Here is a 25,228-nt window from a genome sequence, read left to right on the forward strand (position 1 = left end):
ATGTCTACCGAGACTTACGTTCGCAACGGACATCGCGTCGAGATCACGATCGATCACGATCCAACGGGTCAATGCACCTGGTCCTACACGATCGATGCGGACGGCTTCACCGAAATGCGCGATCGGCCGTTGGAAAGCGCGGACGCCGCGAGGGAAGCGGCCACGACGCACGCGAACGCCAAGGCCGACGCACTACCCCCCGGCGACGAGGCCGGGGCCTAAGCGCTCCGGCGGTCTTTGATTCGGCGGATCGCCGATGGGATGCGGCGCGCCATCGGGCGGCACGGGATCGTCATCCGGTACGGAAGGATCGGGATCGACGTCGGGCGGCGGGATTTGCATGCGTTGGTCGGCGTCTGCGGAAAAGCGCGGTGAGTTCATCCTCATCTCCGGTTTGTCGGTCAGATGAACTTCCGCATTCCCCATGCCGCGGCCCTTGTCATGGCAACAACGTCGATGAATCCAGATCGGCGAGCTTGCCGAGTTCTTCGCGCCGCGTATCGCATGCATCGCGCACGCGCTGCCCAAAGCCGATCCAGATCGCGAACGCGACGACAGACAAACTTCCAAGCGTGATGAACGCCGCCGGATAGCCATAGTGATGCGCGATCCAGCCGCCGAGCATCGGGCTCAGGCACGCGCCCGCCGCCTGGACGCCAAGCACCGCGCCCTGCCCCAGATTCACTCGTCCGCTTCCGTGCAGCAGATGCACGACGAGCGCGGGCACCGCGACGGTCTGCAAGCCCGCGCCGATGCCATCGAGCACCTGCACCGGCACGATGCCCCATGAAGGCGCGATCCACGCGGCCGTCATCGCGCGCAGCGGCAGCGTCGCGAGCGTGACGAGGATGATCCACCAGAAGCCCCATCGGCGAATCAGGCGGCTCGCATAGGCCGCCGCGACGAGCATCACGATCTGCGAGATCACGATATTGGCGGCCGTCACATGGCTGGGATCGGCAGTATGCGCCGACGCGACCGCGAGACTGTAGAGCGGCAGCATCGCGGAATTGCCGAGGTTGAACGCCGCGAGCGCGGCCGCCAGCACGAGCAGCGAGCGGTTGCGCAGCAGAACCTGTATGGCATCGGCGCGCGTGTCGGAGGGATCGTCGTTGTCGTCCTTTGCAATGCCGCGCGCGAAATGCCGATGCACCGAGCGCGGCGGAATCCACAGCGCCGCGAAGATGCAGCCCGCACCGAACGCCGCGCTCAACGCGAAGATGTACGGCATGCCGAGCCACGCGCCGAGCCAGCCCGAAAGCGCCGCCGCCGCAATATTGCCCGCGTGATTCGCCACCTGATTGCGTCCGAACTGGCGATCGAAATTCTGCCGTCCGACGATGCCGAGCGTGAGGCCCGCGAGCGCGGGGCCCATCGTCGCGCCCGCGATCGCCGTGGCCACTTGCGACAGCGTGACGGGCCAGAAGCCCTGCCACATCCAGATGATGATCGCCGCGACGATGGACAGCGCGCGCGCGACCGCGACGATGGCGCGCCGGTGCGGCGTGGCATCGACGAGCGCGCCGGCGGGCGTCGTCACGAGCATGCCGACGATGCCGCCGATGGTCAGCACCGTGCCGATGCGGTCCGGCGTCCAGCCGTGCGCTTGCAGATAGATACCGAGAAACGGGCCGACGCCCGCCTGGACGTCCGCCGCGAAGAAGCTCACGGCGATGAGCGGACGGGTTGGCTTCACATTGTGTATTGGCATGTTTTGGATTCAGAGCACGATCTGCACGCTAGGTTCGACGACACCTTCGCTTCGAAGTCCGTAGTATTCCGCGCTCGATGCCGAATGGGTCTTAGCGCGCAGCATGAGGTCCGTTAACGCTTGCTTCGGCGCTGGCGTCGATCGACGATCGCTGCCGTCATCGCGCGCGGGGCGCAAGGCGCGATGCTCGCGTGCATCGTTCGATGTGAGTGTCATCCGAGGTATGCGTCTCCTTTATGCCGTGCCGAACGCACAGCAAATCGCATTCCGCGTGCTCGCGAGCAGTGGCGAACTGGGACTGTCGCTTGCTGCCTCTTCAACGTTCTGACCTTTTTCGGGAAATGTTCATGAACACCTTTGAAGAAGCGCGGGAACGCATGGTCGAACGTCAGTTGAAGGGGCGCGGCATCAGGAACGCGCGCGTGCTCGAATGCATGAGCGCCATCGCCCGCGATGCCTTCGTTCCCCCAGCCCTTGCCGAATTCGCCTACGAGGACAGCCCGTTGCCGATCGCCGCGGGTCAGACGATCTCGCAACCGTACATCGTCGCGCTGATGCTCGAAGCCGCCGACCTGCAACCTGGCGATCATGTCCTCGACATCGGCACCGGCTCGGGTTATGCGGCGGCGATCGCGGCGTGTATCGCGGCGCGCGTCGATACCATCGAACGGCATCGCGAACTTGCCGACGATGCCGCCGCCTTGCTCAAGGCGCTCGGGCTCACGAACGTCAGCGTGCATCATGCGGACGGCACGCTCGGCATGCCGCAGCACGCGCCCTTCGACGCGATCATCGCGGCGGCGGGCGGTCCATCCGTGCCCGACGCATGGCGCGCGCAACTCAAGATTGGCGGACGGCTCGTGATGCCCGTCGGCGACGCGCGCGAATCCCAGCGTCTGATGAAATACACGCGCACGGACGACGATGTGTGGCGCGACGAAGACCTCGGCGGCGTGATGTTCGTGCCGTTGATCGGCGCCCAAGGCTGGAGCGACGAACCCGACATTCGCACGGACAAACCCACGCTCGAGGAGCCCGTTGCGCGCACGTTGCCCGATCTGATCCGCGCATCGGCGGTGCGTCTGCCCGCGCTCGGTGCGCCCGACTTCGCACATGCGTTCGATCGTTTCGCGGACAAGCGCGTCGTGTTGCTCGGCGAAGCGAGCCACGGCACCGCCGAGTTCTATGTAGCGCGCGCCGCCATCACGCGGCGTCTCATCGAACGGCACGGCTTCAGTTTCGTCGCGGTGGAAGCGGACTGGCCCGATGCCGCGATCATCGACGAGCACGTTCGCGGCCGTCCGCGCGCGCGACCCGAAGCACGACCGTTCACGCGTTTCCCTACGTGGATGTGGCGCAATACCGAGTTCGCCGCGTTCGTCGCGTGGCTGCGGCAGCACAACGCCGCGTTGCCCGACGAGCGCCGCGCCGCGTTCTATGGACTCGACCTGTATAGCCTTTCCGAATCCATCGCCGCCGTGCTCGCGTATCTCGACGCACAGGACCCGGGCGCGGCGCGCATTGCCCGCGTGCGCTATGGATGCCTCACGCCCTGGCAGAAAAACCCCGCTGTCTATGGACGCACCGCGTGGCAGGCGGGCTTCGGCACATGCGAGGAAGCCGTCGTCGCGCAATTGCGCGATCTGTTGGACAGACGGCTCGCCACGTCCGCGAGCGATCACGGACTGCTCGACGCGACGCATAACGCGCGGCTCGTCGCATCGGCGGAGCAGTACTATCGCGCGATGTACGGGGCATCGGCGGAAAGCTGGAATCTGCGCGACACGCACATGTTCGACACGCTCGACAGCCTGCTCGATGCATGGGGACCGGACGCGCGCGCGGTCGTATGGGCGCACAACTCGCATCTCGGTGATGCATCCGCGACCGAGATGGGCCGCATGCGCGACGAGTTGAACGTCGGTCAGCTATGCCGCGAGCGCTTCGGCGACGACGCCGCGCTCATCGGCTTCGGCACGCACGCGGGCACGGTCGCGGCGGCATCGGACTGGGAGGAGCCGATGCAGATCATGCAGGTTCGGCCATCGCGCGCCGATAGTTACGAGCATCAGTTTCATCTTGCGGGCGTGAGTCCGTGCCTCGTCGATCTTCGTGCGGGCGTGAACGATGCACTGCGCGACGCATTGGGCGAGGAGCGGCTCGAACGCTTCATCGGCGTGGTCTATCGGCCCGATACCGAGTTATACAGCCATTACGCGCAAGCCGAGCTGTCGGCGCAATTCGATGCGTTCGTGTGGTTCGATACGACGCGCGCGGTCAGCGCGATCGAGCCTTCACAAGTCACGCACGAGACGCCAGAAACCTTTCCGTTCGGCGTCTGACGCGCGTTTGCGCGTAATGGAGCGCGTAATGGAACGTAAGCGTTGCTTACACATGCTCACGTCATTTTCGTTGCCCATTGCGTACAGTCCGGGCATCCAGAACATCCCTTTGCCACTTCGAGAGGAACGAACATGAAGAAGAGTCGAATCGTCGCCGCACTGGTTTGCGCGAGCATCGGACTGACGACGGGCGCCGTTTTCGCACAGCCCGCACCCGGCGGTCCGGACGGCTATCACGACGCGCATCGCGCACCGGGCGGTCCGGGCGGTCCGGCTGCCAAGGGCGGTCCCGGCGCGCCGGGTCATGGTCCGGAGATGAATGGCCGCGACGCGCCCCGCCCGCCGCAGCATGCCAACGATGAGCCGCGTCGCGACTGGCGCAAGGGCGAGCGTCTTGATAACGATTACCGAAGCCGTCAGTACGTCGTCGACGACTGGCGCGGACAAGGCCTGCGTCAGCCGCCGCGCGGTTATCAGTGGGTCGGCGTCGGTGCGGACTATCTGCTGGTTGCGGTCGCGTCGGGCGTCATCGCGCAGGTCGTGTTGTCGCATTGATCTGCGTTGAATGCGCATAAAGAAAAGCCCGCCTGTCGAGGCGGGCAAGATGCGCTTAAACGAGAGGGGGTCGAAGCGCACATCCAACGCGGTACGTTACGAATGATTCGTGCGACTACAGCTTCCTGCGAATCGTGCCGGGCGAATCGGCGCTTTCCGTGGTCCTTGCCGGCGGGTCCGGCACAGCGACCGTCTGATCGAAAACGAAGCCCATTGCGATGTGCTCGGTGTTCGTGGATCCGCATGCGGGGCACGTATCGTCTTCGAGAGCATCGTCTGAATATATGAGCTTGTTGCATGCTGCACAGCGTATAAGCATCTGTACTCCCGAAGTTCCAAGAAGATCGTCTCTCATTTATATGTCAAAACGAACGCACAGCCAATTGTTCTTTATGGGTGCCTTATGGGTGCCTTATGGGTCGCGTGTTGGGTCCCCTCTTGGGTCGCCTCGAGCACGCTTTAACCACCACGTTAATACGCTGTACACCGTTCAGCGGATGATGCTCCACTCGGACTCGATCGCGCCCGCAGCCATCGCGCACTCGCTGAACGGCGGCACCGGCTGCGCATCGGGCGTGCCGTGCCAGCGCACTTCGAAGCGCTCTTCCATCCGTTCCGGTCCCTTCGCCGCGCCCGCAATCGAGGCGAGCCTGCAACCCGCGGCCTGCATCGATTCAGCCAGCGTGTCCCGCGAAAAGACGCCTCTTTCATAAGTTATCCGGAGCTCCGCATGGTTCTCGCGCGGTATGCGTCTTTCGACCTCCTTCAGAAACCAGAGCACGACGATCCCGAGCCCGAGTCCCGCCGCGCCGAGTCCGAGCTGACCGCCGCCGAAGCACAGTCCGACCACGGTCACGAACCATAACGTCGCCGCTGTCGTCACGCCTTTGACGAGGCCATCCTTGCGAAGAATGGCACCCGCGCCGATGAAGCCCACGCCCGACAGTATCCCGAGCGGCAGGCGCATCAGATCGATCTGCACGAACGAACCGGGCGTCTTGCCCGTCTGAGCAAGCAATGCGTTGACTTGCAGCATCGCGAGACACGCCGCGAGGCATACGAGCAGCGTGGTTCTCAATCCGGCGACCTTGCCCGATTCGCCGCGATTCAATCCGATGAGAATGCCGGCAAGCACAGCCAGCGATATTCGAATGCAGACATCCGGCCATTCGAGGGTGAGAGGCATGAGCGCCATCGTATGTGTCCTGAAGCAATCGTCCGCGTAAAGCGCTCTAGCAATCATCACGCCCGCATGGGTTCATCGCACCTTGCAGCGATTGAAAGACAGCGGCATGGCCATTGCGCGCAAGCCAAACAAGGCGTGCATGCAATGCGGCGCATTCTTTCGATCGTGTTTTCCGGAGACTTCAATCATGGCTATTACCGTCGGCGATTTTCTGGTCGATCGCCTGCATGCATGGGGCGTGCGCCGCATTTACGGTTATCCCGGCGACGGCATCAACGGCGTATTCGGCGCGCTCAGTCGCGCCAAGGGCAAGATCGAATTCATTCAGGCGCGTCATGAAGAGATGGCTGCGTTCATGGCATCGGCACATGCGAAGTTCACCGGCGAGTTGGGCGTATGCATCGCGACATCGGGTCCGGGCGCGGCGCATCTCGTCACCGGTCTCTACGATGCGCGCCTCGATCACATGCCCGTTCTCGCCATTGCGGGCCAGCAGGCACGCGCCGCATTGGGCGGACACTATCAGCAGGAAGTCGATCTGCCCGCGATGTTCAAGGACGTCGCCGGCGCCTTCGTTCAACAGGCGAGCGTGCCCTCGCAGATTCGTCATCTCGTCGATCGCGCGGTGCGTATCGCGCTATCGGAGCGCAAGGTGACGGCGCTCGTGCTGCCCAACGATCTGCAGGATCTGGAATACGAGCCGCCGGGCCGCAAGCACGGCACACTGCATTCGGGCGTGGGCTATCGCGCACCGAAGACGGTGCCTTATGCCGACGATCTGCAACGCGCCGCCGATGTGCTCAACGCCGGCAAGAAGGTCGCGATTCTCGTCGGCGCGGGCGCGCTGGAAGCCACGGACGAAGTCATCGCTGTCGCGGACAAACTCGGCGCGGGCGTCGCGAAGGCGCTGCTTGGCAAGGCCGCATTGCCGGACGATCTGCCCTTCGTCACCGGATCGATCGGCCTGCTCGGCACCGAGCCGAGCTACAAGCTGATGACCGAATGCGACACGCTCTTGATGATCGGCTCGGGCTTTCCCTACGCCGAGTTCCTGCCGAAGGAAGGCGAGGCGCGCGGCGTGCAGATCGACCTCAAGGCGGACATGCTTTCGATCCGCTATCCGATGGAAGTGAATCTCGTCGGCGACAGCGCCGAGACCTTGCGCGCGTTGCTGCCGCTTCTGGAACAGAAGACGGATGGCGCGTGGCGCAAGGACATCGAAGGCTGGATGGACGACTGGTGGAAGAAACTCGAAAAGCGCGCGATAGAGCCTGCGAAAGCCGGCGTGAATCCGCAGCGCACGATCTGGGAGCTGTCGCCGCGCGTGCCCGCGAACGCCATCGTCACGAGCGATTCCGGTTCGGTCGCGAACTGGTACGCGCGCGATCTCAAGGTCAAGCGCGGCATGAAGTGCTCGCTCTCGGGCGGCCTCGCCTCGATGGGCGCGGCCGTGCCCTACGCGATCGCGGCGAAATTCGCGTATCCGGAGCGTCCGGTGATCGCGCTCGTCGGCGATGGCGCGATGCAGATGAACAACATGGCCGAGCTCATCACGGTCGCGAAGTACTGGAAGCAATGGTCAGATCCGCGCTGGATCTGCATGGTGCTCAACAACGAAGACTTGAATCAGGTGACGTGGGAACAGCGCGTGATGGAAGGCGATCCGAAGTTCGAGGCATCGCAGGACATTCCTTCGGTGCCTTATCACAAGTTCGCTGAATTGATCGGGCTGAAGGGCTTTTATGTCGACGATGCCGAGCGCATGGCCGCCGTGTGGGACGAAGCGCTCGCGGCGGACCGTCCCGTCGTGATCGAAGTGAAGGCCGATCCGAACGTGCCGCCGCTGCCGCCGCACATCACGATCGCGCAGGCGAAGGCTTTCGCGACCACGCTCATGAAGGGCGATCCGAACCAGAGCCATGTGATCGTCGATACGGCGAAGCAAGTGCTGGGCGCAGTGCTGCCGGGCCACAAGGACAAGTGATCGTCCATGCATCTGAGGATTCACGACGGCTCGGCATATCCGACCGTCGGCGGCGTGAATCCTTCTCTCACCATTCAGGCGATCGCGCGTTGCACGGCGGACAAAATCGAAGCGCTTGCCGCACGCGGGGAGTTATCGCGATGAGAAAGCCTCGGGTCGTGGTCATCACCGGAGCGAGCGCGGGCGTGGGCCGCGCGACGGCGCTCGAATTCGCCCGACGCGGCGTGGACGTCGCGATGATCGCGCGCGATCCGCAAGCGCTCGAAGACGCCGCCGCCGACGTGCGCGCGCTCGGCGTGCGTGCGCTGAGCATCGCGCTCGACGTGAGCGAAAGCGGCGCGCTCGACAGTGCCGCCGCGCGCGTCGAAGCCGAGCTCGGTCCCATCGACGTATGGGTCAACAACGCGATGCTGACCTCGTTCGCGCGCTTCGCCGATATGCCCGAACGCGATTTCAGGCGCATCACGGACGTCACGTATCTCGGCTTCGTGTGGGGCACGATGGCCGCGTTGAAACGCATGACGCCGCGCAATCGCGGCGTCATCGTGCAGGTCGGTTCGGCGCTCGCGTATCGATCGATTCCGCTGCAATCGGCCTATTGCGGCGCGAAGCACGCGATACGCGGGTTCACCGATTCGCTGCGTTGCGAGTTGCATCATGCCAAGAGCCGCATCCATCTGACGATGGTGCAGATGCCCGCGCTCAACACGCCGCAATTCGACTGGGCCAGGAGCGCGATGCCGCACGCGCCGCGTCCCGTCGCGCCGATCTACGAACCCGAAGTCGCAGCGCGCGCGATATGGTGGGCGGCCACGCATCGGCGGCGCGAGCTGTGGGTCGGCATATCGTCGGTCAAGGCGATAGTTGCGAATGCAATCATCCCCGGTTTGCTCGATGTCTATCTCGGACGCACGGGCTTTCGCGCGCAGCAGGACCCCGCTCTCTCCAGCGGCGAACGTCCGGGCAATCTCTCGCAACCGGTCACTGAACTGCATCGGGTGCATGGGCGCTTCACGGACGAGGCGAAGCGCGCGAGCGCGTCGTTTTGGATGGACACGCATCGCGGCCTGCTGCTTTGCGCGGGGCTCGGGCTGGGCGCCATCATCGCGCGCTTGATGCGTCGGCGCGCGTAATGACGATGACCGGCATTCGCTTCATGCGTTGTGATCGTGCGCGGTGATGCCATGACGCGCGCCATGCTTGCGCAGCGCGTCCTCGAAGAACGCGGGCGGCATCGGCTCCGGCAAGCCGTATTGCGGCTTCAGTTCGGCAAGCGCACGATCGAAGCGCACGAAGGTCGCGAAGTCGCGCGGATAACGCCGTGCATCGACACCGAGAAAGCGCCCTTCGCGTTTCGCCTTGGCGGTCAACGCGCGCCATTCGTCGATGCTCGTCACGCCGACGCCTTCAGTGCCATGCGAGAACAGCATCATGTCGATCTCGTCGAAGGACTCGCGTTCGAGAAAGCGGCGCAGCGTCTCTGCCGAAGGGTCGGTGCAGAAGACGAGCCAGAATGGGATCGCGCGCAATCGCAGCGTCGTGTACGGGTCCATCAGAAGAAATGAATCGACGACGAGCCGCTTCGACTCGATCCCCATCTCGCGATACCACGCGCGATACAACTCGGCCGTCGCGAAGCTGAACGCTTCCGGCTCTTCGAAGCGCCATTCGACGACGCGCCAGTTCTTCTGCTTCGCCAGCGCGACGATGAATTCGGTGAGCGCCACGTCATAGCCCCATTCGGCTTCGGGCGCGCGCAGGGTCGGCGCGGGCGCGTCCCATCGCGTGCGCTTCACGCCATAACGCGCGAGATAGCGCGCGACACGCGGCCCGCCTTCGAAGTACTCGCGCTCGGTCGCGCCGCCCAGCGCGCCGAACTGATAGAACGATCGGTCGCCGGTGCGCGTAACGGGCCAGTCGCGCGTGCATCGGACGATATGAAGCGTCGCGTCCGGCGCAAGACTGCGCAGCAGAAACTCGCGATACGCCAGCGGCAGCGCGCGCAGCTTCAACCGGAAGTAGCTCATCGCGGAGAGCATCAGCCGGTCCTGATTCGGATCCTGCATATGATGAACTGCGATGCGCGGATCGGCGCGAAGCAACGCATCGACGGCGGCGAGGCCGTCATCGAAGCCGCTTTGCGCATCGTCGGGATCGCTGAAGGGCGCGCGCACCGGGCACAGAAACGTCTGCGGCAGCCAGGGCACGCCGAGCGCCGCCGCAACGTGCATGAGCCCGCCATTCGACGAACCGATGAACGCGGCATCGTAGGTGCGCTGCGGGTAAAGCCCCGCGATCCATTCGCCGATGCCTTCCACATCGAGACGCCGCGCCTGCCGCGCCGTGATGCCCTCCGACATGCCGCCCACGGTGTACACCCATTCGCGGGCGCGCTTCGGCAGCAGGTTGATCGGCGGCATCAGGCTATCGAGCAGCGGCGACTGGCTCGGGCTGCTGAAGCGTTCGCCATGCAGACACGCGGCGAGCGCCTGCACCATGCCCGCGGCCGAATCGAAGCGGGCAATGCCGCGCGGTGGCTTCGTCATCTCGATGCGCCGCCCTGGAGAAGAAACGCGCGGATCGCGAGCGCGAAGCTATGCGGATAGACATAGTTGAGCGTGTGCGTGCCGTCGTCTATCGTCAGCAACGCGCCGTTCGGCACGCGCGCCGCGACTTCGCTCGCCCACGCGAGCGGCGCGACGGGATCGCGCGATCCGGCGACGACGAGCGTCGGCGCAACGATGCGCGACAGCTTGCGCTCGATGCGATCGCGCATGAGTTCGCGCATCGTCGCGAGCGCGCGCACCACGCCCGCTTTCGCATAGTCGATGCGCCCGATCGGCGCCGACGATCTCGCCTGTTCGAGCCGTCCATTGCGCCAGTCGCGACAAACTTGCGTGAAGAGCGAGCGCGCATCGCGATCGACGGTCGGTCCTTGCAGCACGAGCCGGTCGACCGACTCGGGATAGCGCGCGGCGAAATCCCCGAGAATCTGGCAGCCGAAGGAATTGCCGATGAACATCGCCCGCTCGATGCCGCGCGCGCCGAGCCAGAGGCGCAACGCATCGGCGAGTTCGGGCACCGACAGCGCGCCGCCGCGCAGTTTGCTTTCGCCGAAGCCGGGCAGATCGGGCGCGTACACGTCGAAGTCGCTGCGCAACGCGAGCGCGAGCGGCTCCATGTAGCGGCTCGATATCACGAGACCATGCACGAGCACCACGGGCAGGCGCTTCGCGTGGCCACCTTCGCATGCCGCGTGACGCGAGAACATGCGATACGGTCCGGCCTGCGTATAGCGCGCCGTGATGCCCTTGCGGGCGCTTTCATCGGAAAGTGCGGGCGTGCGCTTGAGGCGCGTCCATTCGATCGCCGCCCAGGCCACGAACGCGCACGCGCCGACGCCCGCGACGATGCGCCATGAAGGCCGCGCGGCCGTCACGCGGCGGGATCGAGCGCGACCTTGATCCATCCCGGTTGCCTTTGATCGAATGCCTTGTATGCGTCGATGACGTTCATCATCGGCTCGCGTGTCGACAGCACGCGCAGCGGATCGAACGATCCGTTCCTCACGCGCTCGACGAGTCCGGGCGTCACCGCGCGATGATTGCAGTTGCCCATCTTGATGGTGAGATTCTTGTTCATCGCCACGCCGAGCGGAAAGAAGCGGTCGTTCGGCGGATACACGCCGATCACGCCAAGCGTGCCCGCCTTCGCCAATGCAGCCACGCCCCAGTCGAGCGCCTGCGTGGGCGCATCACCGGGAATCCAGTTGCCGTCGTGTTCGTTGCGCTGCGCCGTCACGGTCCTGCTTTCCGCTTCGCCCTGCTTGACGGCATCCTGCGATGCAGCCGGCCCGCCCTGCGCGTGCACTGCATCGACGCCCACGGCATCGATCACACGATCCACGCCGATGCCGCCCGTCAACGCGAGAATCGTTGCGACGGGATCCTCCTCGTCGAAGTTCACCGCTTCCGCACCTTGCGCGCGCGCCATCGCGAGACGATCCGTCAGGCGATCCACGACGATCACGCGTCCCGCGCCGAGCATGAACGCACTCGCCACGGCGAACTGGCCGACCGGTCCCGCGCCGAACACCGCGACGGTATCGCCGTCACGCACCTCGGCAAGTTGCGCCCCGAAAAAGCCCGTCGGAAAGATATCGGACAGCAGGATCGCGCGTTCGTCGTCGATATTCTCCGGCAATTTGATGAGGCTCGCATGGGCTAGCGGCGTGCGCGCGTATTCGGCCTGCAATCCGTCGATCGGCCCCGTCGACTTCGGTCCGCCAAAGAACGCCGTGCCTGCCGCCGCGCCATTGGGATTCGCCGAGTCGCACTGCGCCGTGTAGCCCGTGCGGCAATACGAACAGCAGCCACACGAAATCGTCGATGGAATCAGCACGCGGTCTCCCGGCTTCAGGTTGCGCACGCCGCGACCGACCTGCTCGATCACGCCGACGCCCTCGTGGCCGAGTATCGTGCCCGGCACCATCCCTGGCAGCGTGCCGCGCACCATGTGCAGATCGGTGCCGCAGATCGCGCTCGCGGTCAGGCGCACGATCGCGTCCTGATCGTGACGAATCGAAGGGTCGGGCACGTTATCGAGCGATATATCGCCTATTCCATGAAACACAACCGCTTTCATTGCACACTCCTTGAATGGCCGGGTCCGTGTGCGATTTCAGCAATGGATGCGCCCGCGCACCGCATTAGGGACTTCGTTTCAGCGAGAAGCAACAGCGGGTCCAGACGGGGTACGGCGCTTGCCCGCATGTTCGACACACATCGAGGAATGCGCCATGAATACGCTGCGCATCGGCGATCTGCATCCGACGCAGGCGACGCACGGAGAACGGCAGGTCCGCCGCAAAGCCGAGGAATATCGCGCGCTGGGCGCACATGAACTGGCAATGTCGATAGCCGCGAAGCCGATTGCCGTCGTGCTCGGGCCGGGAGGCGAGCCGTATGTCATCGACCATCATCATGTGGCTTGCGCGCTGGCCCGCATCGGCGTGCAGGACGTGCCGTTCGTGCTGGTGCGGGACTTGTCGTCGTTATCGCGCGCGGCGTTCTGGCTGACGATGGAGAACGAGGCGTGGGTGCATCCCTACGACGCGGACGGCCGCCGCATCGCTTTCAAGGACATGCCGGTGCATATGCGGGACGCCATCGACGACGATTTTCGCAGCCTTGCGGCCTTCGTGCGCAGCGCGGGCGGCTACGAAAAAACCGACGTGCCGCTTGCCGATTTTCGCTGGGCGGACTTCTTTCGCGCGCACTTCCCGCGACCGCGCGACGATGCGCAATTCGACGCGCTGCTCGAACGCGCCGCCGGTCTGGCCCGCAGCGACGCGGCTCTCGGCCTTCCCGGTTTCATCGGATGATCTTCAACGCGGATTCGCCGCGATGAAATTCTTGAGCGCGGTATAGACGGGTTTCTTCGTCACGCCGTCGTTGAGCATGATGCCGTAAGGGCCCTGACCGGTGGGCGGATCGTCGTAGAGCTCGTAGACCTGTATCGACTGAATGTTGTATTGCGGCGCGATTGAGAGAAGCCTGCCCATCATGTCGTTGGCCATGTAAGTGGCCGCCTGATCGACGGTGCCGGGAAAGTCCGGACGCATGCCCACTTCGTTGATCCAGATCGGCTTGCCGAACGACAGCAGCGTGCCGACTACGTTGTAGCAACGGATTCCGCATGCGTGCGTGATATCGCCCTGCTCCGAGTACCAGTGCCACGCGGTGATGTCCCACGTCACGATGGGATGTCCGCTCGTGCCGTCGGGTTGCGTGCCGTTGGCGAGCATCGTATCGAGGCCGAGGTGCATCCACGTATTGCCGCCGATGATGATCTTGCCGACAGCATCCACCGACTTGATGCCCGCGATCAATCCGCGAATCACGCCGCGCGCGATCCGATAACAATCGTTGTGGTAATCGGCCGGATTCACGCCGTCGACCGCACCGACGAGACATGTCGGCGCAAGTTCGTTGGTGACTTCGTAATAGGCATATTGCTGCACGCTGACGATTTGCTGAGCGAGCGTGAAGCTCGCCTGATAAGCCGAATTCTCATCGGCGAAGTTGAGGTCTTGCAGGATCACCGGATAAACCATCACGCCGGATTGCGCCATGATCTTCGCGAACTTCGCGAGATTTTTCGCGCCGGCTACGTTGGAAATGTCGTTGCGATACATCGTCATGTTGAGGTCTCTCAGTTGCGCGGCTTGTTGCTCCGGCGTCGACGTCTGATATGGACCGACCCAGTTGGCATGACCGTTCATGCCATAAAACACGCTGCCCTCAGGCGCAATCACAGGCTTTGCTGTGCTGCTCGTGCCGCCGGGGCTGCTCGCCGCCGACGGCGCCGATGCAACCGCTGGCGCCGATGCAACCGCAGGCGCCGACGCTCCGCCGTCCGAAGGGCTCGACGCCGCTATGGGACTCGATGCACCCGAAGGACTCGATTGCGCGCCACCGGTCGTGCTCGCGCCGCCAGTTTCACCGCCGCCACCGCCGCCGCATGCGGCCAACAGAAGCGCGATCGCGAAACCCGGCCATATCGAAAGCCGCCCCGCTGAAATAATGCGCCGCGATTTGAAGATATGAGCAACGGATCGAATGAAAGTAATGGCTTTCATGGCGCGTTCGGAATATTCAAAATGAATATCGAGCGGCCGGTTCATTGCCGGAATTGAAACGCCCGCGTCGCGCGGCGAAATGCGAGCGCGAACAGGCACAGCCGCGTTCGACGAATGACGAACGCGGCCCCGCTTCGATACGAGAGATAAGACGACGCCCCACTGACCGATGCGCGCAAACGCGATGGCGCGAGCGTGGCAATCGCCGGACGCAACAAAGGGCCTTCGCGCTGCGTTTCAATCGAGCGCGCGAAGGAGAATCGGAAACCATCGAAAGACACGAACATGCATGGACATGCATGTCGCAAATACGTTAGTACATCATAACGTCGGTGCGCGCTTATTCAAGTATTGCGAGTGAATCGGCGAAGAATACTTATCGAATCGATAAGATCCATTGGACTGATGAAAACGCTTCGCGAAATAAAGCGCATTACATGCGTTGCGCCGTAAGGCTATCGTTGGGATCGTGGATTGCTCGGGGAACGAAGCCCCGCGCGCCCGTCTGGCGTGCCGGAACCTCACTGCGAGCCAATCTTTCAAGGAGATACATGCGGATGCCTGCTACGCACAAAGCGATCCATTGTGCCAGCCGGAGCACCCGCGCCATGATCGCTTTTCTCGCCGCATTCGTTTGTCACGCGAGCGCGCGCGCCGACGCGCCGCTCAATTACTTCCTCCACGCCGACGGTCCCGCCGCCACGCCGACGATGCGTCTCGGCTGGGCGCTCGCGGCACTGGCCATCGCCGTCGCGCTGATCGTGAGCGTATTGCTCGTCGGCGCGATCATCCGCAAGCGTCCGCCGCCCACGAAGCGCGATGCATCGCACGTGCAGGGCGAAGGCGGCGGCATGCGCTGGGTCTGGATCGGCACGGGCATCTCGTCGGTCGCGCTTTTCGTCGCGCTCGCCTATGTGCTGGTGACGCTCGAATCGGTCGCGTCGCCGAGAAAGGAGCCCGCGCTGACCATCGCGATCACGGCCTATGACTGGTGGTGGAAGATCGACTATGCGGGCGTGACCACGGCCAACGAGATTCACATACCGGTCGGCGAGCCTGTGAAAATCGAATTGCGCAGCGCCGATGTCATTCATGCGTTCTGGGTGCCGCGTCTCGCGGGCAAGACTCAGACGATACCGGGCGTCGTCAACGAGCAATGGATTCAGGCGGATCGCGCGGGCGTGTATCGCGGGCAATGCTCGCAGTTTTGCGGCGCGCAACACGCGCATATGGCCTTCGAAGTGATCGCGGAACCGCGTGCCCAATTCGATGCGTGGTACGCGGCGCAAGCGCGCCCGCATGCCGCCGACGCCACCGCGAGCGCCGGGCAGCGACTCTTTCTCGATCGCTGCGCGGGCTGTCACGCCGTGCGCGGCAGCGATGCGAACGGCACGCAAGCGCCCGATCTCACGCATCTGAATTCGCGCAGGCTCATCGCCGCCGGCACGTTGCCGAACACCGAATCGAATCAACTCGACTGGATACGCCATGCGCAGCGCATCAAACCGGATTCGCTGATGCCATCGATCGCGCTCACAGCGGCCGAAGCCGCCGCGCTCTCCGCTTATCTTCGGACACTGCAATGACCGAACACGCCACGTCCCCGCCGCCGCTGCAACGCACGCTCGCGATCGGCCGCATCGAACCCGGCAGCGCCGAAGAACGCAAGCTGCGCGAGACATGGGAAACGCCACCGGGATGGCGCGGCTGGCTTTCGACCGTCGATCATAAAAGCATCGGCTTGCGCTATCTCCTCACCGCGTTTGCGTTTCTGATCGCGGGCGGCATCGAGGCGCTCATCATGCGCGTGCAGCTTGCGCGCCCGGACTCGACGCTGCTCACGCCCGAGCAATACAACCAGCTCTTCACGATGCACGGCGTGACGATGATCTTCCTTTACGCGTTGCCCGTGCTCTCCGGCTTCTCCAACTATCTGTGGCCGCTGATACTCGGCGCGCGCGACATGGCGTTTCCGCGCCTGAATGCGCTGTCGTACTGGATCTTTCTTTTCGCCGGACTCTTTCTGTATGCGAGCTTTCCGTTCGGCGAAGCGCCCAACGCCGGCTGGTTCAGCTATGCGCCGCTTGCCGGCCTCACTTACAACACCGGTCCCAACATCGATGTCTATGCGCTCGGCATGGTGCTGCTCGGCATCTCGACGACAGTCGGCTCGATGAACTTCGTGGTCACGTTCCTGCGCATGCGCGCGCCGGGCATGTCGCTCGATCGCGTGCCGGTGCTCGTGTGGGGCACGCTCACCGCATCGGGCGGCAACCTGCTTGCAGTGCCATCGGTGAGTCTCGCGTTCTTTCTGTTGTGGCTTGACCGGCGCATCGGCACGCATTTCTTCGACGTCGTCAACGGCGGCCGCGCGCTGCTCTGGCAGCATCTCTTCTGGATCTTCGCGCATCCGTGGGTGTATGCCGTGGTGCTGCCCGCGATGGGCATCGTCTCCGATGCGCTCCCGGTCTTCTGCCGCAGGCCGCTGGTCGGCTATCTGCCGGTCGCGCTGTCGACCGTCGCGACGATGGTCATAGGCTTCGTCGTATGGATCCATCACATGTTCGCGACGGGCATTCCCGCGCTCGCGCTGTCGTTCTTCGGCGCGGCGAGCATGGTGATCGCGATACCGAGCGCGGTCGCGACGTTCGCATGGATCGCGACGATATGGACGGGACGTCCCGTGTTTCGCGTGCCTTTTCTGTATTTCGCGGGCTTCGTGTTTCTCTTCGTGATCGGCGGATTGTCGGGCGTGCTCACCGCAGCGGTGCCTTTCGACTGGCAACTCACGGATACCTATTTCGTCGTCGCGCATCTGCATTACGTGCTACTCGGCATCAACGTGTTTCCCGTTATCGGCGGCATCTACTTCTGGTTCCCGAAATTCACCGGGCGCATGATGAGCGAGAGGATCGGGCGCATCGGCTTCTGGATTCTGTTCACGGGCTTCAATATCGCGTTCTTTCCGATGCATATCGCGGGCTTGCTCGGCATGCCGCGACGCATCTATACCTACGCGCCCGACATGGGCTGGAACACGGTCAACATGATTACGTCGATCGGCGCGTTCCTGTTCGCGTTCGGCGTGCTGATCTTCATGTGGGACTTCGTGTACAGCCTGCGGCGCGGTCCCGTTGCGGGCGATAACCCCTGGGATGCGCCCACGCTCGAATGGGCGACTTCATCGCCGCCGCCGCCGTATAACTTCGCGATCGCGCCGCGCATCGCGAGCCGTCATCCGCTATGGGAGGAACGCATTTCCGGCAAGATGCGTTCGCGGCTCGACGAAGGCTACATCCTCGACAAGGGACGCGAGGCGCTCGGCACCACCGCGCTCGACGGCGATCCCGACGTGATTCTCAAGATGCCGGAAGACTCGTATGCGCCTTTCTGGCTCGGCGTCGCGTCGCTGGTGTTCTTCTCGGGCCTCGCATTGACCGCATGGTGGCTCGCGGCGCTCGCGTTGATCGGATGCGGCGCGGCCATCGTCGTATGGTTGTGGCCGCGCCGCGAACTCGGCCAGCGCGACGATACGCCCGAGCCGCACGAAACCGGAGCGACACCATGAGCGATTTCGCGGAAGCGTTGCCCGAACGCGCGCGTCTGCCCATCGGCAGTCCGGGCGAACGGTCGGGCGGATGGTGGGGATGTCTCACGCTCGTCGCGACCGAAGCGGCGCTCTTCGGCTATCTGATCTTCTCGTATCTGTATCTCGCTTCGCAGACGACACAACACTGGCCGCCCGAAGGCATGCCGAAGCTCGGCCTCGGCATCGCGAACACCTGCATTCTGTTGTCGAGCAGCGTGTTCGTATGGGCAAGCGAGCGCTTCGTGCGGCGCGGAAAACGCGGCATGGGCGTGCTGATGCTCGCTATCGCGCTTGCGCTCGGGGCGATCTTCGTCGGCATACAACTCAAGGAATGGGCCGATCATCCCTACGGCCTGACGACGCATCTCTACGGCTCGCTCTACTTCACGATCACCGGCTTTCACATGATGCATGTGCTCGTCGGCCTCGTCGTGCTCGCGTTCCTGCTGCTATGGACCGCGCTCGTCTACTTCGACCGGGCGCGTTCGGCGGCGCTGACCATCGGCGGCTTGTATTGGCATTTCGTCGATGTCGTATGGCTCTTCATCTTCGCGACGCTGTATCTGTCGCCCTACGTGCTGGCGAAATGAAATGAACGACGCATCGCCCATCGACGAAAAGCGGCATCCCGTGCGTCCGGGCGGCATGGCGCTCGCGATCGGTCTCCTGCTCGCACCCGCCGCGTGGATGACGCAGACGACGCTCGCGCAGACCATCGCCGCGTGGGGCTGCTTCCCGCATGAGCGTCCGGTGAACGCGCCCGCGATGCCTTGGCTCGAGCACGGCATCGTGCTGCTGGCGCTCGTCGCGTTGCTGCTGGGCGTCGCGGGCGGCGTCGTCGCGTGGCGCAACTGGCGGCGTACGGGCGAGCTTGCATCGACGCTGAAAGAGCATGGAACGATCGACAGACATGCGGCCCGCGATGCGTTCATCGCGCGGGCGGGGGCGCTCGCGAGCGCACTCTTCGTGTTCGCGCTGATCGCGACGGATCTCGCGTGGCTGCTCGTGTCGCCATGTGGAGGACGCTGATCGTGACGACGTTCCGACGCCGCGCGCTCTTCTGCGCTTTCACGCTGATCGCATCGATGCCGCTCGCTCGCGGACAGACGCCCGATCTCGTCACGCGCGGCGCGTATCTCGCGAAGGCCGCCGATTGCGCCGGCTGTCATACCGCGCCGCCCGCGCCCGGCAAACCGCAGCCGCATCCGTTCGCGGGCGGCCTGCCGATGGGCTCGCCCTTCGGCACGATCTGGTCGAGCAACATCACGCCGGACCCGCAACATGGCATCGGGCGTTATAGCTACGAGGACTTCGCGCGCGCGTTGCGTGAAGGCGTCGCGCCGGGCGGCAAGCATCTTTATCCGGCGATGCCTTATCCATCGTTCTCGAAGATCAGCGACGGCGACATGCGCGCGCTCTATGCCTATTTCATGCACGGCGTGGAACCCGTCGCGCAAGCCGCGCCCGAAACGCATCTGCCGTTTCCGTTCAGCCAGCGCTGGGCGCTCGTCTTCTGGAATCTCGCCTTCAGGCCGACGGAACCGTTCACGCCCGATCCGAAGCGCGAAGCGCAATGGAATCGCGGCGCCTATCTCGTGCAATCGCTCGGGCACTGCGGCGCGTGCCATACGCCGCGCGGACCTGCCTATAACGAACGCGGCTATACCGAATCGTCGCGGACGTATCTCACGGGCGGCACCAACGATCACTGGTACGCGCCGAACCTGACCGGCGTATCGGGCGCGGGACTGGGCCGCATTGCACCCGACGACATCGCCGCGTTTCTCAAGACGGGGCACGGCGCGGGTCTCGCCACCTTCGGCAGCATGGTGCAGGTGGTCGAAGACAGCACGCAATATCTCGACGATCAGGATCTGCTCGCGATCGCGTCGTATCTGAAGAGCCTGCCGGCGAACGGAAAGGGCGGCACGTACGATGCGCGCTCGCGCGCGGCGCAACAGAGCGTGGCCGCATTGCGCACCGGCGACGACGAGCGTCCCGGTGCGGGTCTCTATCAAAGCGCATGCGCGCGCTGTCACAAGAGCGACGGCGCGGGTGAAGCGTTCAAGTATCCGCGGCTTGCGGGCAATCCGGCCGTGCTGTCGGAGAAGCCCGATTCGCTCGTGCGGATGGTGCTGCAGGGCGGCAACGCGCCATCCACGGAACATGGGCCGCAGCCGAAGAAGATGCCCGCGTTCGCCGACAAGCTCACCGATACGGAAATCGCCCGCGTGCTGACCTTCGTTCGCTCGGCATGGGGCAACGATGCTTCGCCTGTCACGACGCGCGACGTGCGCAGCATGCGCGATGCGGTCTCGAAGCGCGCGCAACCTTGAATTGACGGAGCGAAAGTGACCGATTCACTGCGCCGCATCGGCGATTCGCGGCGCGTTGTACCATGGTTGACTGGACAAAATTTCCTACTACGCGAACGTCCGCCATGGCCAACACCAAAGCTTTAGAGGAACTCGCGCGTCTTGACCTGCATATCGAGAATTGCGGGCGGCGCATCGTCGAGCAGACGGAACGCCTCGAATCGCTCCGACAGTGCGGATGGAACACCGACGACTCGGAAAGCCTGTTGCGCAATCTCATCACCAGCCTGCGCGCGCTCGATCAGCTTCGCAAGACCGTGGTCAAGGAAGTCGACGAAGCGGACCACTGATCGCCATTTCCGCTCTTCGCGCGTCGTAAGGCGCGGATTCCGCACGCCTGTTTCGATTCCTGGAACGCTCGATGCTGACACGACCGCATGACCGCGCATGCGGTCGTCTTTCTAACCAGCACCGGAGTCGTGAATGAAAACACTCGTCAATGAAAGAGCGCGCAGCGCCGCTCGTACAGGCGCCCTCAGGGAAAGCCGGGCCACGGTCGTTCTTGAAGCGGCAGCGTAAGGAGCACGACATGAGCAATACCACCGATAGCGGATACCCACGCCCGCCGATGCCGGCGCAACAGCAGGACAATCGCCCGGGACTCACCGGCCCGATGGACCCGCCGCCCGATCACGGCGAATCGAGCTACAAGGGCAGCAACCGGCTCGCCGGCAAAGTCGCGCTCATCACGGGCGCGGACAGCGGCATCGGCCGCGCGGTGGCGATCGCCTATGCGCGCGAAGGCGCGGACGTCGCCATCTCCTATCTCAACGAGCATGACGACGCCGAGGAAACGAAGCGCTGGGTCGAGAAAGCCGGACGCCGCGCGCTGCTTCTGCCCGGCGATATCACGGATCGCGAGCATTGCAAGCAGATCGTCGCGAAGACGGCCGAAACGTTCGGGCGCATCGACGTGCTCGTGAACAACGCGGCGTATCAGGCGACTTACGACAAGCTCGAAGACATCAGCGACGACGAATGGGACAAGACCTATTCGACGAATATCGGCGCGATGTTCCGCATCACGAAGGCCGCGCTCGCGCATATGAAAGAAGGCAGTTCGATCGTCAACACGACGTCCGTCAATGCCGATGCGCCGAATCCCGGACTGATCGCGTATGCGAGCACGAAGGGCGCGATCCAGAACTTCACGGGCGGGCTTGCGCAACTGCTGGCCGAGCGCGGCATACGCGCGAACTGCGTGGCGCCGGGGCCGATCTGGACGCCGCTGATTCCATCGACGATGCCGCCTTCGAGCGTCGAGAACTTCGGCAAGCAGGTGCCGATGAAGCGCCCCGGACAGCCTGCGGAACTCGCGGCGCCTTATGTGATGCTGGCATCGGACGAGGCGAGCTACATATCAGGCGCGACCATCGCGGTAACGGGCGGCAAGCCGATTATTTAGCGCGGCCGGGGCACAGCGAATGCTGCATTGAAAGCATGAAAGGCTTCGCGCAAACCCGCGCGAAGCCAACGACAAGAGCGGGCGATGAGCCCGAACAATCATGCAATCCGACATGTTGAAGCTGGCCCGTGAATCCGGAATGACCGTTCTGCTCGACGGCAGGATCGGACAGCAGGCGTACATGAGCGTCAGCGGATCGGCGGATGCGCTGCAAAAATTCGCTCACGACGTGCACGCTTCGCTATCCAGGGAGCCGCGACGCAAGGCACGCGCGGCACGCTCGCCCAGCCTCAATTCGCTCGTCATGGCGCGTATGCGCGAGTGCATCGCCGCACGCGCGTTTCGCGGCGTCGGCACGCTGCATCGCCGCCGACAGACCCCGCGCGGCGCACGTCCTACGTTAAGATCCCGCTCTTCCACTGCGCGATGCGAGCCACAATGAGCGAGCGATGCTGCATCATGGCCGTCAGCGTGTCTTCGAGCGTGCTGAGCAGCCTGACCGCATCCGTCGTGTCGTGTCCGCCGGAGCGCAGTTGCTCGATGATCTTGCGCTGACGCTCGATGCGTTCCTTGCCTTCGTTGATATCGCGATCAGCCTGGACAAGCGCCAGGCTCTCCGCTTCGAGATCCATTCGATCCTCCGTTTCCCGTCAGTTCGTCAGTTCGCGGATGAAGATGCTGTCTGCACCGCTTCGCGCAACAATTCGACGAGACGTTCCGCTTCGTCGATGCGCGCCTGCTCGATTTTTATCTGATCTTCATTGCCCGACCGCTCCGCCCAGCGCTGCCGCTCTTTCGCGAAGATGACGCGCTCGTGCACCGCGCGCATGGCCGACCAGATGGCCGTCTCCGAACGCGCTTCGATGCCCTCCTCCAGCGACAGCCCGGTGAACGCATGTCCGGTATGGCAGCGATAGCGCATCGGATGATCGTCCTTGATGCGCCACAGCGCGCCGCCGCAATCGGGACATGTCAGCGCCGACCGCTCGCCGACTTCGTCGAGCGAATCGATATCCGACAGGCGGCTGGCTGCGAGGCGAGCCTCTTTCTCGAACACGTTCTTGTTCATCTGCGCTCCCTCGGAAGCTTCGTCGGACGACATCCCGTGCACCGCCGCCTGAATGCACCGCGAGAGTTCGCGCTCGACACACAGCATGTCGGCGCCGCACGATTCGAGTGCGGCACGCGGCATGCTCGGCGCTTCGCAATCGTCCGGATTCTGCACGATGGCGAAACCGCGTTGGGCGCGGATGTTGGCGAGACCGGCGGCGCCATCGTCGAGATCGCCGCTCATCACGACGCCGACGACACGCGCCCCGTATTCCATCGCGGCACTGCGAAACAGCGGATCGGCGGCGGGCCGCGAGAAGTTTTCCTTCGCACCCTCGCTGAGCCACACGCGCCCTTTCGACAACACGAGATGCCGGTCCGGCGGCGCTACGCGGATGGTTCCATGTTCGACCTTTTCGCCATGCGTTGCATAACGCGCGATCAACCGTCCCCAACTCGTGAGCAGGTCCGGCAGCATGCTGGCGTGACGGCCGATATGCAGCACGACGAACACCGCAGCCGGAAGATCGGCGGGAAGCGCGCTAACGAGCGCCCTGAGTCCCTGAAAACCGCCTCTCGATGCACCGATCACCACGATGTCCCGTTCAGCCATAGCGCCTCCTGTCTGATCTGGGAAGCAATCGGCGGACCGGCGCCGGTGCTTCAGCCGCCGCGCTCCTTCTCGCGCCCCGGCTCGAGCAATACATCGAGTGTATGAAGCAGCTCCGAAAAATCAACCGGCTTGGTCAGATGCGCGTCGAAGCCCGCCTGACGCGCCGCGCGTTTATCCTCGTCGCGGCCGAACCCCGTCAGTGCGATCGCCTTCACATCCGCGAGCGTCGTGTCTGCGCGCACGCGCCTGATGAACGTGTAGCCGTCGATGCCGGGCAACTGGATATCCGATATCACCGCATCCACGGAACCCTTGCCGAGCAGTTCGAGACCCTGCTCGGCGCTCGATGCGATCTGCACCGACGCCTGCTCGAGCTCGAGCAGCGCGGCGAACGATGCGGTCGCTTCGACGTCGTTGTCGACGAGCAAAAGGCGCGCGCCGCTGACGGGCCGCGCGCGGTCCTCGCTGCGCGGCGGCACGGCCTGTTGCGTCGCGGCGGCGGGCAGCCAGACCGAGACCGTCGTGCCGCGGCCGAGGCCATCGGAACGCGCCTCGATGCGCCCGCCGTGCATGTCGACGAGCTGCTTCGCGAGTGCAAGGCCGATGCCGAGCCCGGACGATGTCGGATTGCGCCCGCCTTGCCGGTACATGTCGAAGATATGCGGCAGCGCGGACGCCTCGATGCCCTGCCCGGTATCCACGACATCGATACGCACCATGCCGCCGTCGCGCGCGATCCGCAGATCGACGGAACCGCCGCGATCCGTGAACTTCAGCGCATTGGAAACGAGGTTCCAGAGAATCTGCTCGCAACGCACAGAATCGGCGAATGCGTAGATCGGCTCCGCGCGATTGCTCCCGAGCAGCGCGATTCCACGTTGCACGGCTTCCGTTTCGGCGACATCCGCGATGCGCGCGAGTACGCCCGCGACATCCACCGGCGCAATGCTCAGCGCGAGCTTGCCGGTGCGAACGCGCGAAAGATCCAGCAGATCGTCGATGATCTGCGCCTGCCCGCGCACCGCGCGGCGGATCGAATCGGCGGTTTCCTGCACCACTTCGATACCGCGCGTTTCCGGCAGGCGCGGCAGGATTTCCGCCTTCATGCCGATGAGATTCAGCGGATGCTTGAGTTCGTGCGACAGCATCGCGATGAAGTCGTCCTTCAACTGGTTCGACAGCGACGCCTTCTCGCGCTCGGCGTGCTCGTGCGCGAGCGCTTCGCGGTTGGCGTCCTCGCGCATTTTGCGCTCGGTCAGATCGCGCGCGATCTTCGCGTAACCCGTGAACGACGGATCGGAGATCGGCGTCACCACGCCGCTGCAATACACGCGGCGTTCGTCGCGCGTGATGTGCCAGCGTTCGTCGTCGGCGCGTCCGTCGCGTTCCGCGAGTTCGCGCTCGTTCGCCGGCACGTTCGCCGCGCGGTCTTCGGGCGAGTAGATGAGCGAGATGTTCCTCCCGACGACTTCCTTCTCCGAGAAGCCGAAGATGCGCTCCGCGCCCGCGTTCCAGGTGACGATCGTGCCGTTCGGATCCTGCACGATGATCGCGTAGTCGGCGGTCGATTGCGCGACGAGCCGCAGACGCTCCTCGCCGATGCGCGCCGTCTCTTCGGCCACATGCCGCGCCGTGACGTCGATGAGCGTGAGCACCGCGCCGTCGATGCGGTCATCGGCCGTGCGGTACGGCAAGAGGCGCATCAGATACCATTTGCCGTCGTGGCTCTCGACTTCGCGCTCGATGAGCTTGAGCGTATCGAAAGCCTGCTTCACGTC

Annotated in this window: 23 protein-coding genes and 1 pseudogene; 15 read left to right on the forward strand and 9 right to left on the reverse strand. The window is 64.2% G+C overall.

Annotation, left to right across the window (positions count from 1 at the left end; all coding sequences use genetic code 11):
* Window positions 1–222: a hypothetical protein gene (locus NCS03_RS28135; RefSeq protein WP_008345935.1), complete on the forward strand. Its 222-nt coding sequence runs from the start codon at window positions 1–3 to the stop codon at window positions 220–222.
* Between the two features lie 217 nt (window positions 223–439).
* On the opposite strand, the gene NCS03_RS28140 is transcribed toward NCS03_RS28135, so the two are convergent.
* A complete protein-coding gene (locus NCS03_RS28140; RefSeq protein ID WP_250530265.1) occupies window positions 440–1,711 on the reverse strand; it encodes an MFS transporter in 1,272 nt (423 codons plus the stop codon).
* A gap of 347 nt (window positions 1,712–2,058) precedes the next feature.
* Here NCS03_RS28140 and NCS03_RS28145 point away from each other — a divergent pair, with 347 nt between their 5' ends.
* Entirely contained in the window at window positions 2,059–4,053 is a 1,995-nt protein-coding gene (locus NCS03_RS28145; RefSeq protein ID WP_250530266.1) for a protein-L-isoaspartate(D-aspartate) O-methyltransferase, read from the forward strand.
* Window positions 4,054–4,185: 132 nt separating this feature from the next.
* The gene (locus NCS03_RS28150; protein ID WP_239295448.1) at window positions 4,186–4,608 is read left to right on the forward strand and encodes an RcnB family protein; all 423 of its coding nucleotides are present in this window, start codon (window positions 4,186–4,188) and stop codon (window positions 4,606–4,608) included.
* Window positions 4,609–5,098: 490 nt separating this feature from the next.
* Here the strand turns inward: NCS03_RS28150 and NCS03_RS28155 are convergent, their stop codons facing one another.
* Window positions 5,099–5,803: an MgtC/SapB family protein gene (locus tag NCS03_RS28155; RefSeq protein WP_250530267.1), complete on the reverse strand. Its 705-nt coding sequence runs from the start codon at window positions 5,801–5,803 to the stop codon at window positions 5,099–5,101.
* Window positions 5,804–5,981: 178 nt separating this feature from the next.
* Here NCS03_RS28155 and NCS03_RS28160 point away from each other — a divergent pair, with 178 nt between their 5' ends.
* The 3 genes and pseudogenes from NCS03_RS28160 (at window position 5,982) to NCS03_RS28170 (ending at window position 8,911) form a co-directional block, all read left to right on the forward strand.
* Window positions 5,982–7,778, forward strand: coding sequence for a thiamine pyrophosphate-requiring protein (locus NCS03_RS28160; protein ID WP_250441572.1), 1,797 nt, complete (start codon window positions 5,982–5,984; stop codon window positions 7,776–7,778).
* Between the two features lie 9 nt (window positions 7,779–7,787).
* Window positions 7,788–7,922, forward strand: a pseudogene (locus NCS03_RS28165) (GMC oxidoreductase); the annotation flags it as partial.
* Complete coding sequence (locus tag NCS03_RS28170; RefSeq protein ID WP_250530268.1) at window positions 7,919–8,911, forward strand: SDR family oxidoreductase; 993 nt, start codon at window positions 7,919–7,921, stop codon at window positions 8,909–8,911. The pseudogene NCS03_RS28165 and the gene NCS03_RS28170, both read left to right, overlap by 4 nt.
* Window positions 8,912–8,932: 21 nt before the next feature.
* Here NCS03_RS28170 and NCS03_RS28175 read toward each other — a convergent pair whose 3' ends face one another.
* From NCS03_RS28175 to NCS03_RS28185, 3 genes are read right to left on the reverse strand one after another with little or no spacing between them, the layout of a single operon-like run.
* The gene (locus tag NCS03_RS28175; RefSeq protein WP_250530269.1) at window positions 8,933–10,324 is read right to left on the reverse strand and encodes a hypothetical protein; all 1,392 of its coding nucleotides are present in this window, start codon (window positions 10,322–10,324) and stop codon (window positions 8,933–8,935) included.
* Window positions 10,321–11,247, reverse strand: coding sequence for an alpha/beta fold hydrolase (locus tag NCS03_RS28180; RefSeq protein ID WP_250530270.1), 927 nt, complete (start codon window positions 11,245–11,247; stop codon window positions 10,321–10,323). The genes NCS03_RS28175 and NCS03_RS28180 overlap by 4 nt, the downstream gene beginning before the upstream one ends.
* On the reverse strand, window positions 11,214–12,422 hold the full coding sequence (locus NCS03_RS28185) for a zinc-dependent alcohol dehydrogenase (RefSeq protein WP_034470047.1): 1,209 nt from the start codon (window positions 12,420–12,422) through the stop codon (window positions 11,214–11,216). The genes NCS03_RS28180 and NCS03_RS28185 overlap by 34 nt, the downstream gene beginning before the upstream one ends.
* Window positions 12,423–12,576: 154 nt before the next feature.
* Between NCS03_RS28185 and NCS03_RS28190 the strand changes: the two genes are divergently transcribed.
* Window positions 12,577–13,161, forward strand: a complete 585-nt coding sequence (locus tag NCS03_RS28190) for a ParB-like protein (RefSeq protein ID WP_250530271.1) — start codon at window positions 12,577–12,579, stop codon at window positions 13,159–13,161.
* Between the two features lie 3 nt (window positions 13,162–13,164).
* On the opposite strand, the gene NCS03_RS28195 is transcribed toward NCS03_RS28190, so the two are convergent.
* The gene (locus NCS03_RS28195) at window positions 13,165–14,094 is read right to left on the reverse strand and encodes a hypothetical protein (protein ID WP_250530272.1); all 930 of its coding nucleotides are present in this window, start codon (window positions 14,092–14,094) and stop codon (window positions 13,165–13,167) included.
* 932 nt (window positions 14,095–15,026) lie between these two features.
* On the opposite strand from NCS03_RS28195, the gene coxB reads away from it, so the two are divergent.
* The 8 genes from coxB to NCS03_RS28235 all read left to right on the forward strand — a co-directional run bounded on the left by coxB (window position 15,027) and on the right by NCS03_RS28235 (window position 22,229).
* On the forward strand, window positions 15,027–16,004 hold the full coding sequence (coxB, locus tag NCS03_RS28200) for a cytochrome c oxidase subunit II (protein WP_250530273.1): 978 nt from the start codon (window positions 15,027–15,029) through the stop codon (window positions 16,002–16,004).
* Window positions 16,001–17,986: a cytochrome c oxidase subunit I gene (gene ctaD, locus NCS03_RS28205; protein WP_250530274.1), complete on the forward strand. Its 1,986-nt coding sequence runs from the start codon at window positions 16,001–16,003 to the stop codon at window positions 17,984–17,986. The genes coxB and ctaD overlap by 4 nt, the downstream gene beginning before the upstream one ends.
* Window positions 17,983–18,597 (forward strand): cytochrome c oxidase subunit 3, encoded by a 615-nt coding sequence (locus NCS03_RS28210; protein WP_250530275.1) that lies wholly within the window; start codon window positions 17,983–17,985, stop codon window positions 18,595–18,597. Before ctaD ends, NCS03_RS28210 begins: the two co-directional genes overlap by 4 nt.
* A 1-nt stretch (window position 18,598) precedes the next feature.
* Window positions 18,599–19,036, forward strand: coding sequence for a hypothetical protein (locus NCS03_RS28215; protein WP_008345953.1), 438 nt, complete (start codon window positions 18,599–18,601; stop codon window positions 19,034–19,036).
* Window positions 19,021–20,343, forward strand: a complete 1,323-nt coding sequence (locus tag NCS03_RS28220; protein ID WP_502801551.1) for a c-type cytochrome — start codon at window positions 19,021–19,023, stop codon at window positions 20,341–20,343. The genes NCS03_RS28215 and NCS03_RS28220 overlap by 16 nt, the downstream gene beginning before the upstream one ends.
* A 104-nt stretch (window positions 20,344–20,447) precedes the next feature.
* Entirely contained in the window at window positions 20,448–20,672 is a 225-nt protein-coding gene (locus NCS03_RS28225) for a hypothetical protein (RefSeq protein WP_008345955.1), read from the forward strand.
* A gap of 239 nt (window positions 20,673–20,911) precedes the next feature.
* The gene (locus tag NCS03_RS28230) at window positions 20,912–21,787 is read left to right on the forward strand and encodes a glucose 1-dehydrogenase (protein ID WP_175981939.1); all 876 of its coding nucleotides are present in this window, start codon (window positions 20,912–20,914) and stop codon (window positions 21,785–21,787) included.
* Between the two features lie 100 nt (window positions 21,788–21,887).
* A complete protein-coding gene (locus tag NCS03_RS28235; protein WP_250459970.1) occupies window positions 21,888–22,229 on the forward strand; it encodes a hypothetical protein in 342 nt (113 codons plus the stop codon).
* On the opposite strand, the gene NCS03_RS28240 is transcribed toward NCS03_RS28235, so the two are convergent.
* The 3 genes from NCS03_RS28240 to NCS03_RS28250 form a co-directional block, all read right to left on the reverse strand.
* Window positions 22,183–22,419 carry a hypothetical protein gene (locus tag NCS03_RS28240; RefSeq protein ID WP_008345957.1) on the reverse strand — a complete coding sequence of 79 codons (237 nt, stop codon included), beginning with the start codon at window positions 22,417–22,419 and terminating at the stop codon, window positions 22,183–22,185. The genes NCS03_RS28235 and NCS03_RS28240 overlap by 47 nt on opposite strands.
* 26 nt (window positions 22,420–22,445) lie before the next feature.
* Entirely contained in the window at window positions 22,446–23,450 is a 1,005-nt protein-coding gene (locus tag NCS03_RS28245; protein WP_175981941.1) for a chemotaxis protein CheB, read from the reverse strand.
* Window positions 23,451–23,500: 50 nt separating this feature from the next.
* A partial coding sequence (locus tag NCS03_RS28250; protein ID WP_250530276.1) for an ATP-binding protein occupies window positions 23,501–25,228 on the reverse strand: 1,728 nt, incomplete at its 5' end.

It is taken from the genome of Caballeronia sp. ATUFL_F1_KS4A, assembly GCF_023630905.1.
In the GTDB taxonomy this organism is placed as follows: domain Bacteria; phylum Pseudomonadota; class Gammaproteobacteria; order Burkholderiales; family Burkholderiaceae; genus Caballeronia; species Caballeronia zhejiangensis.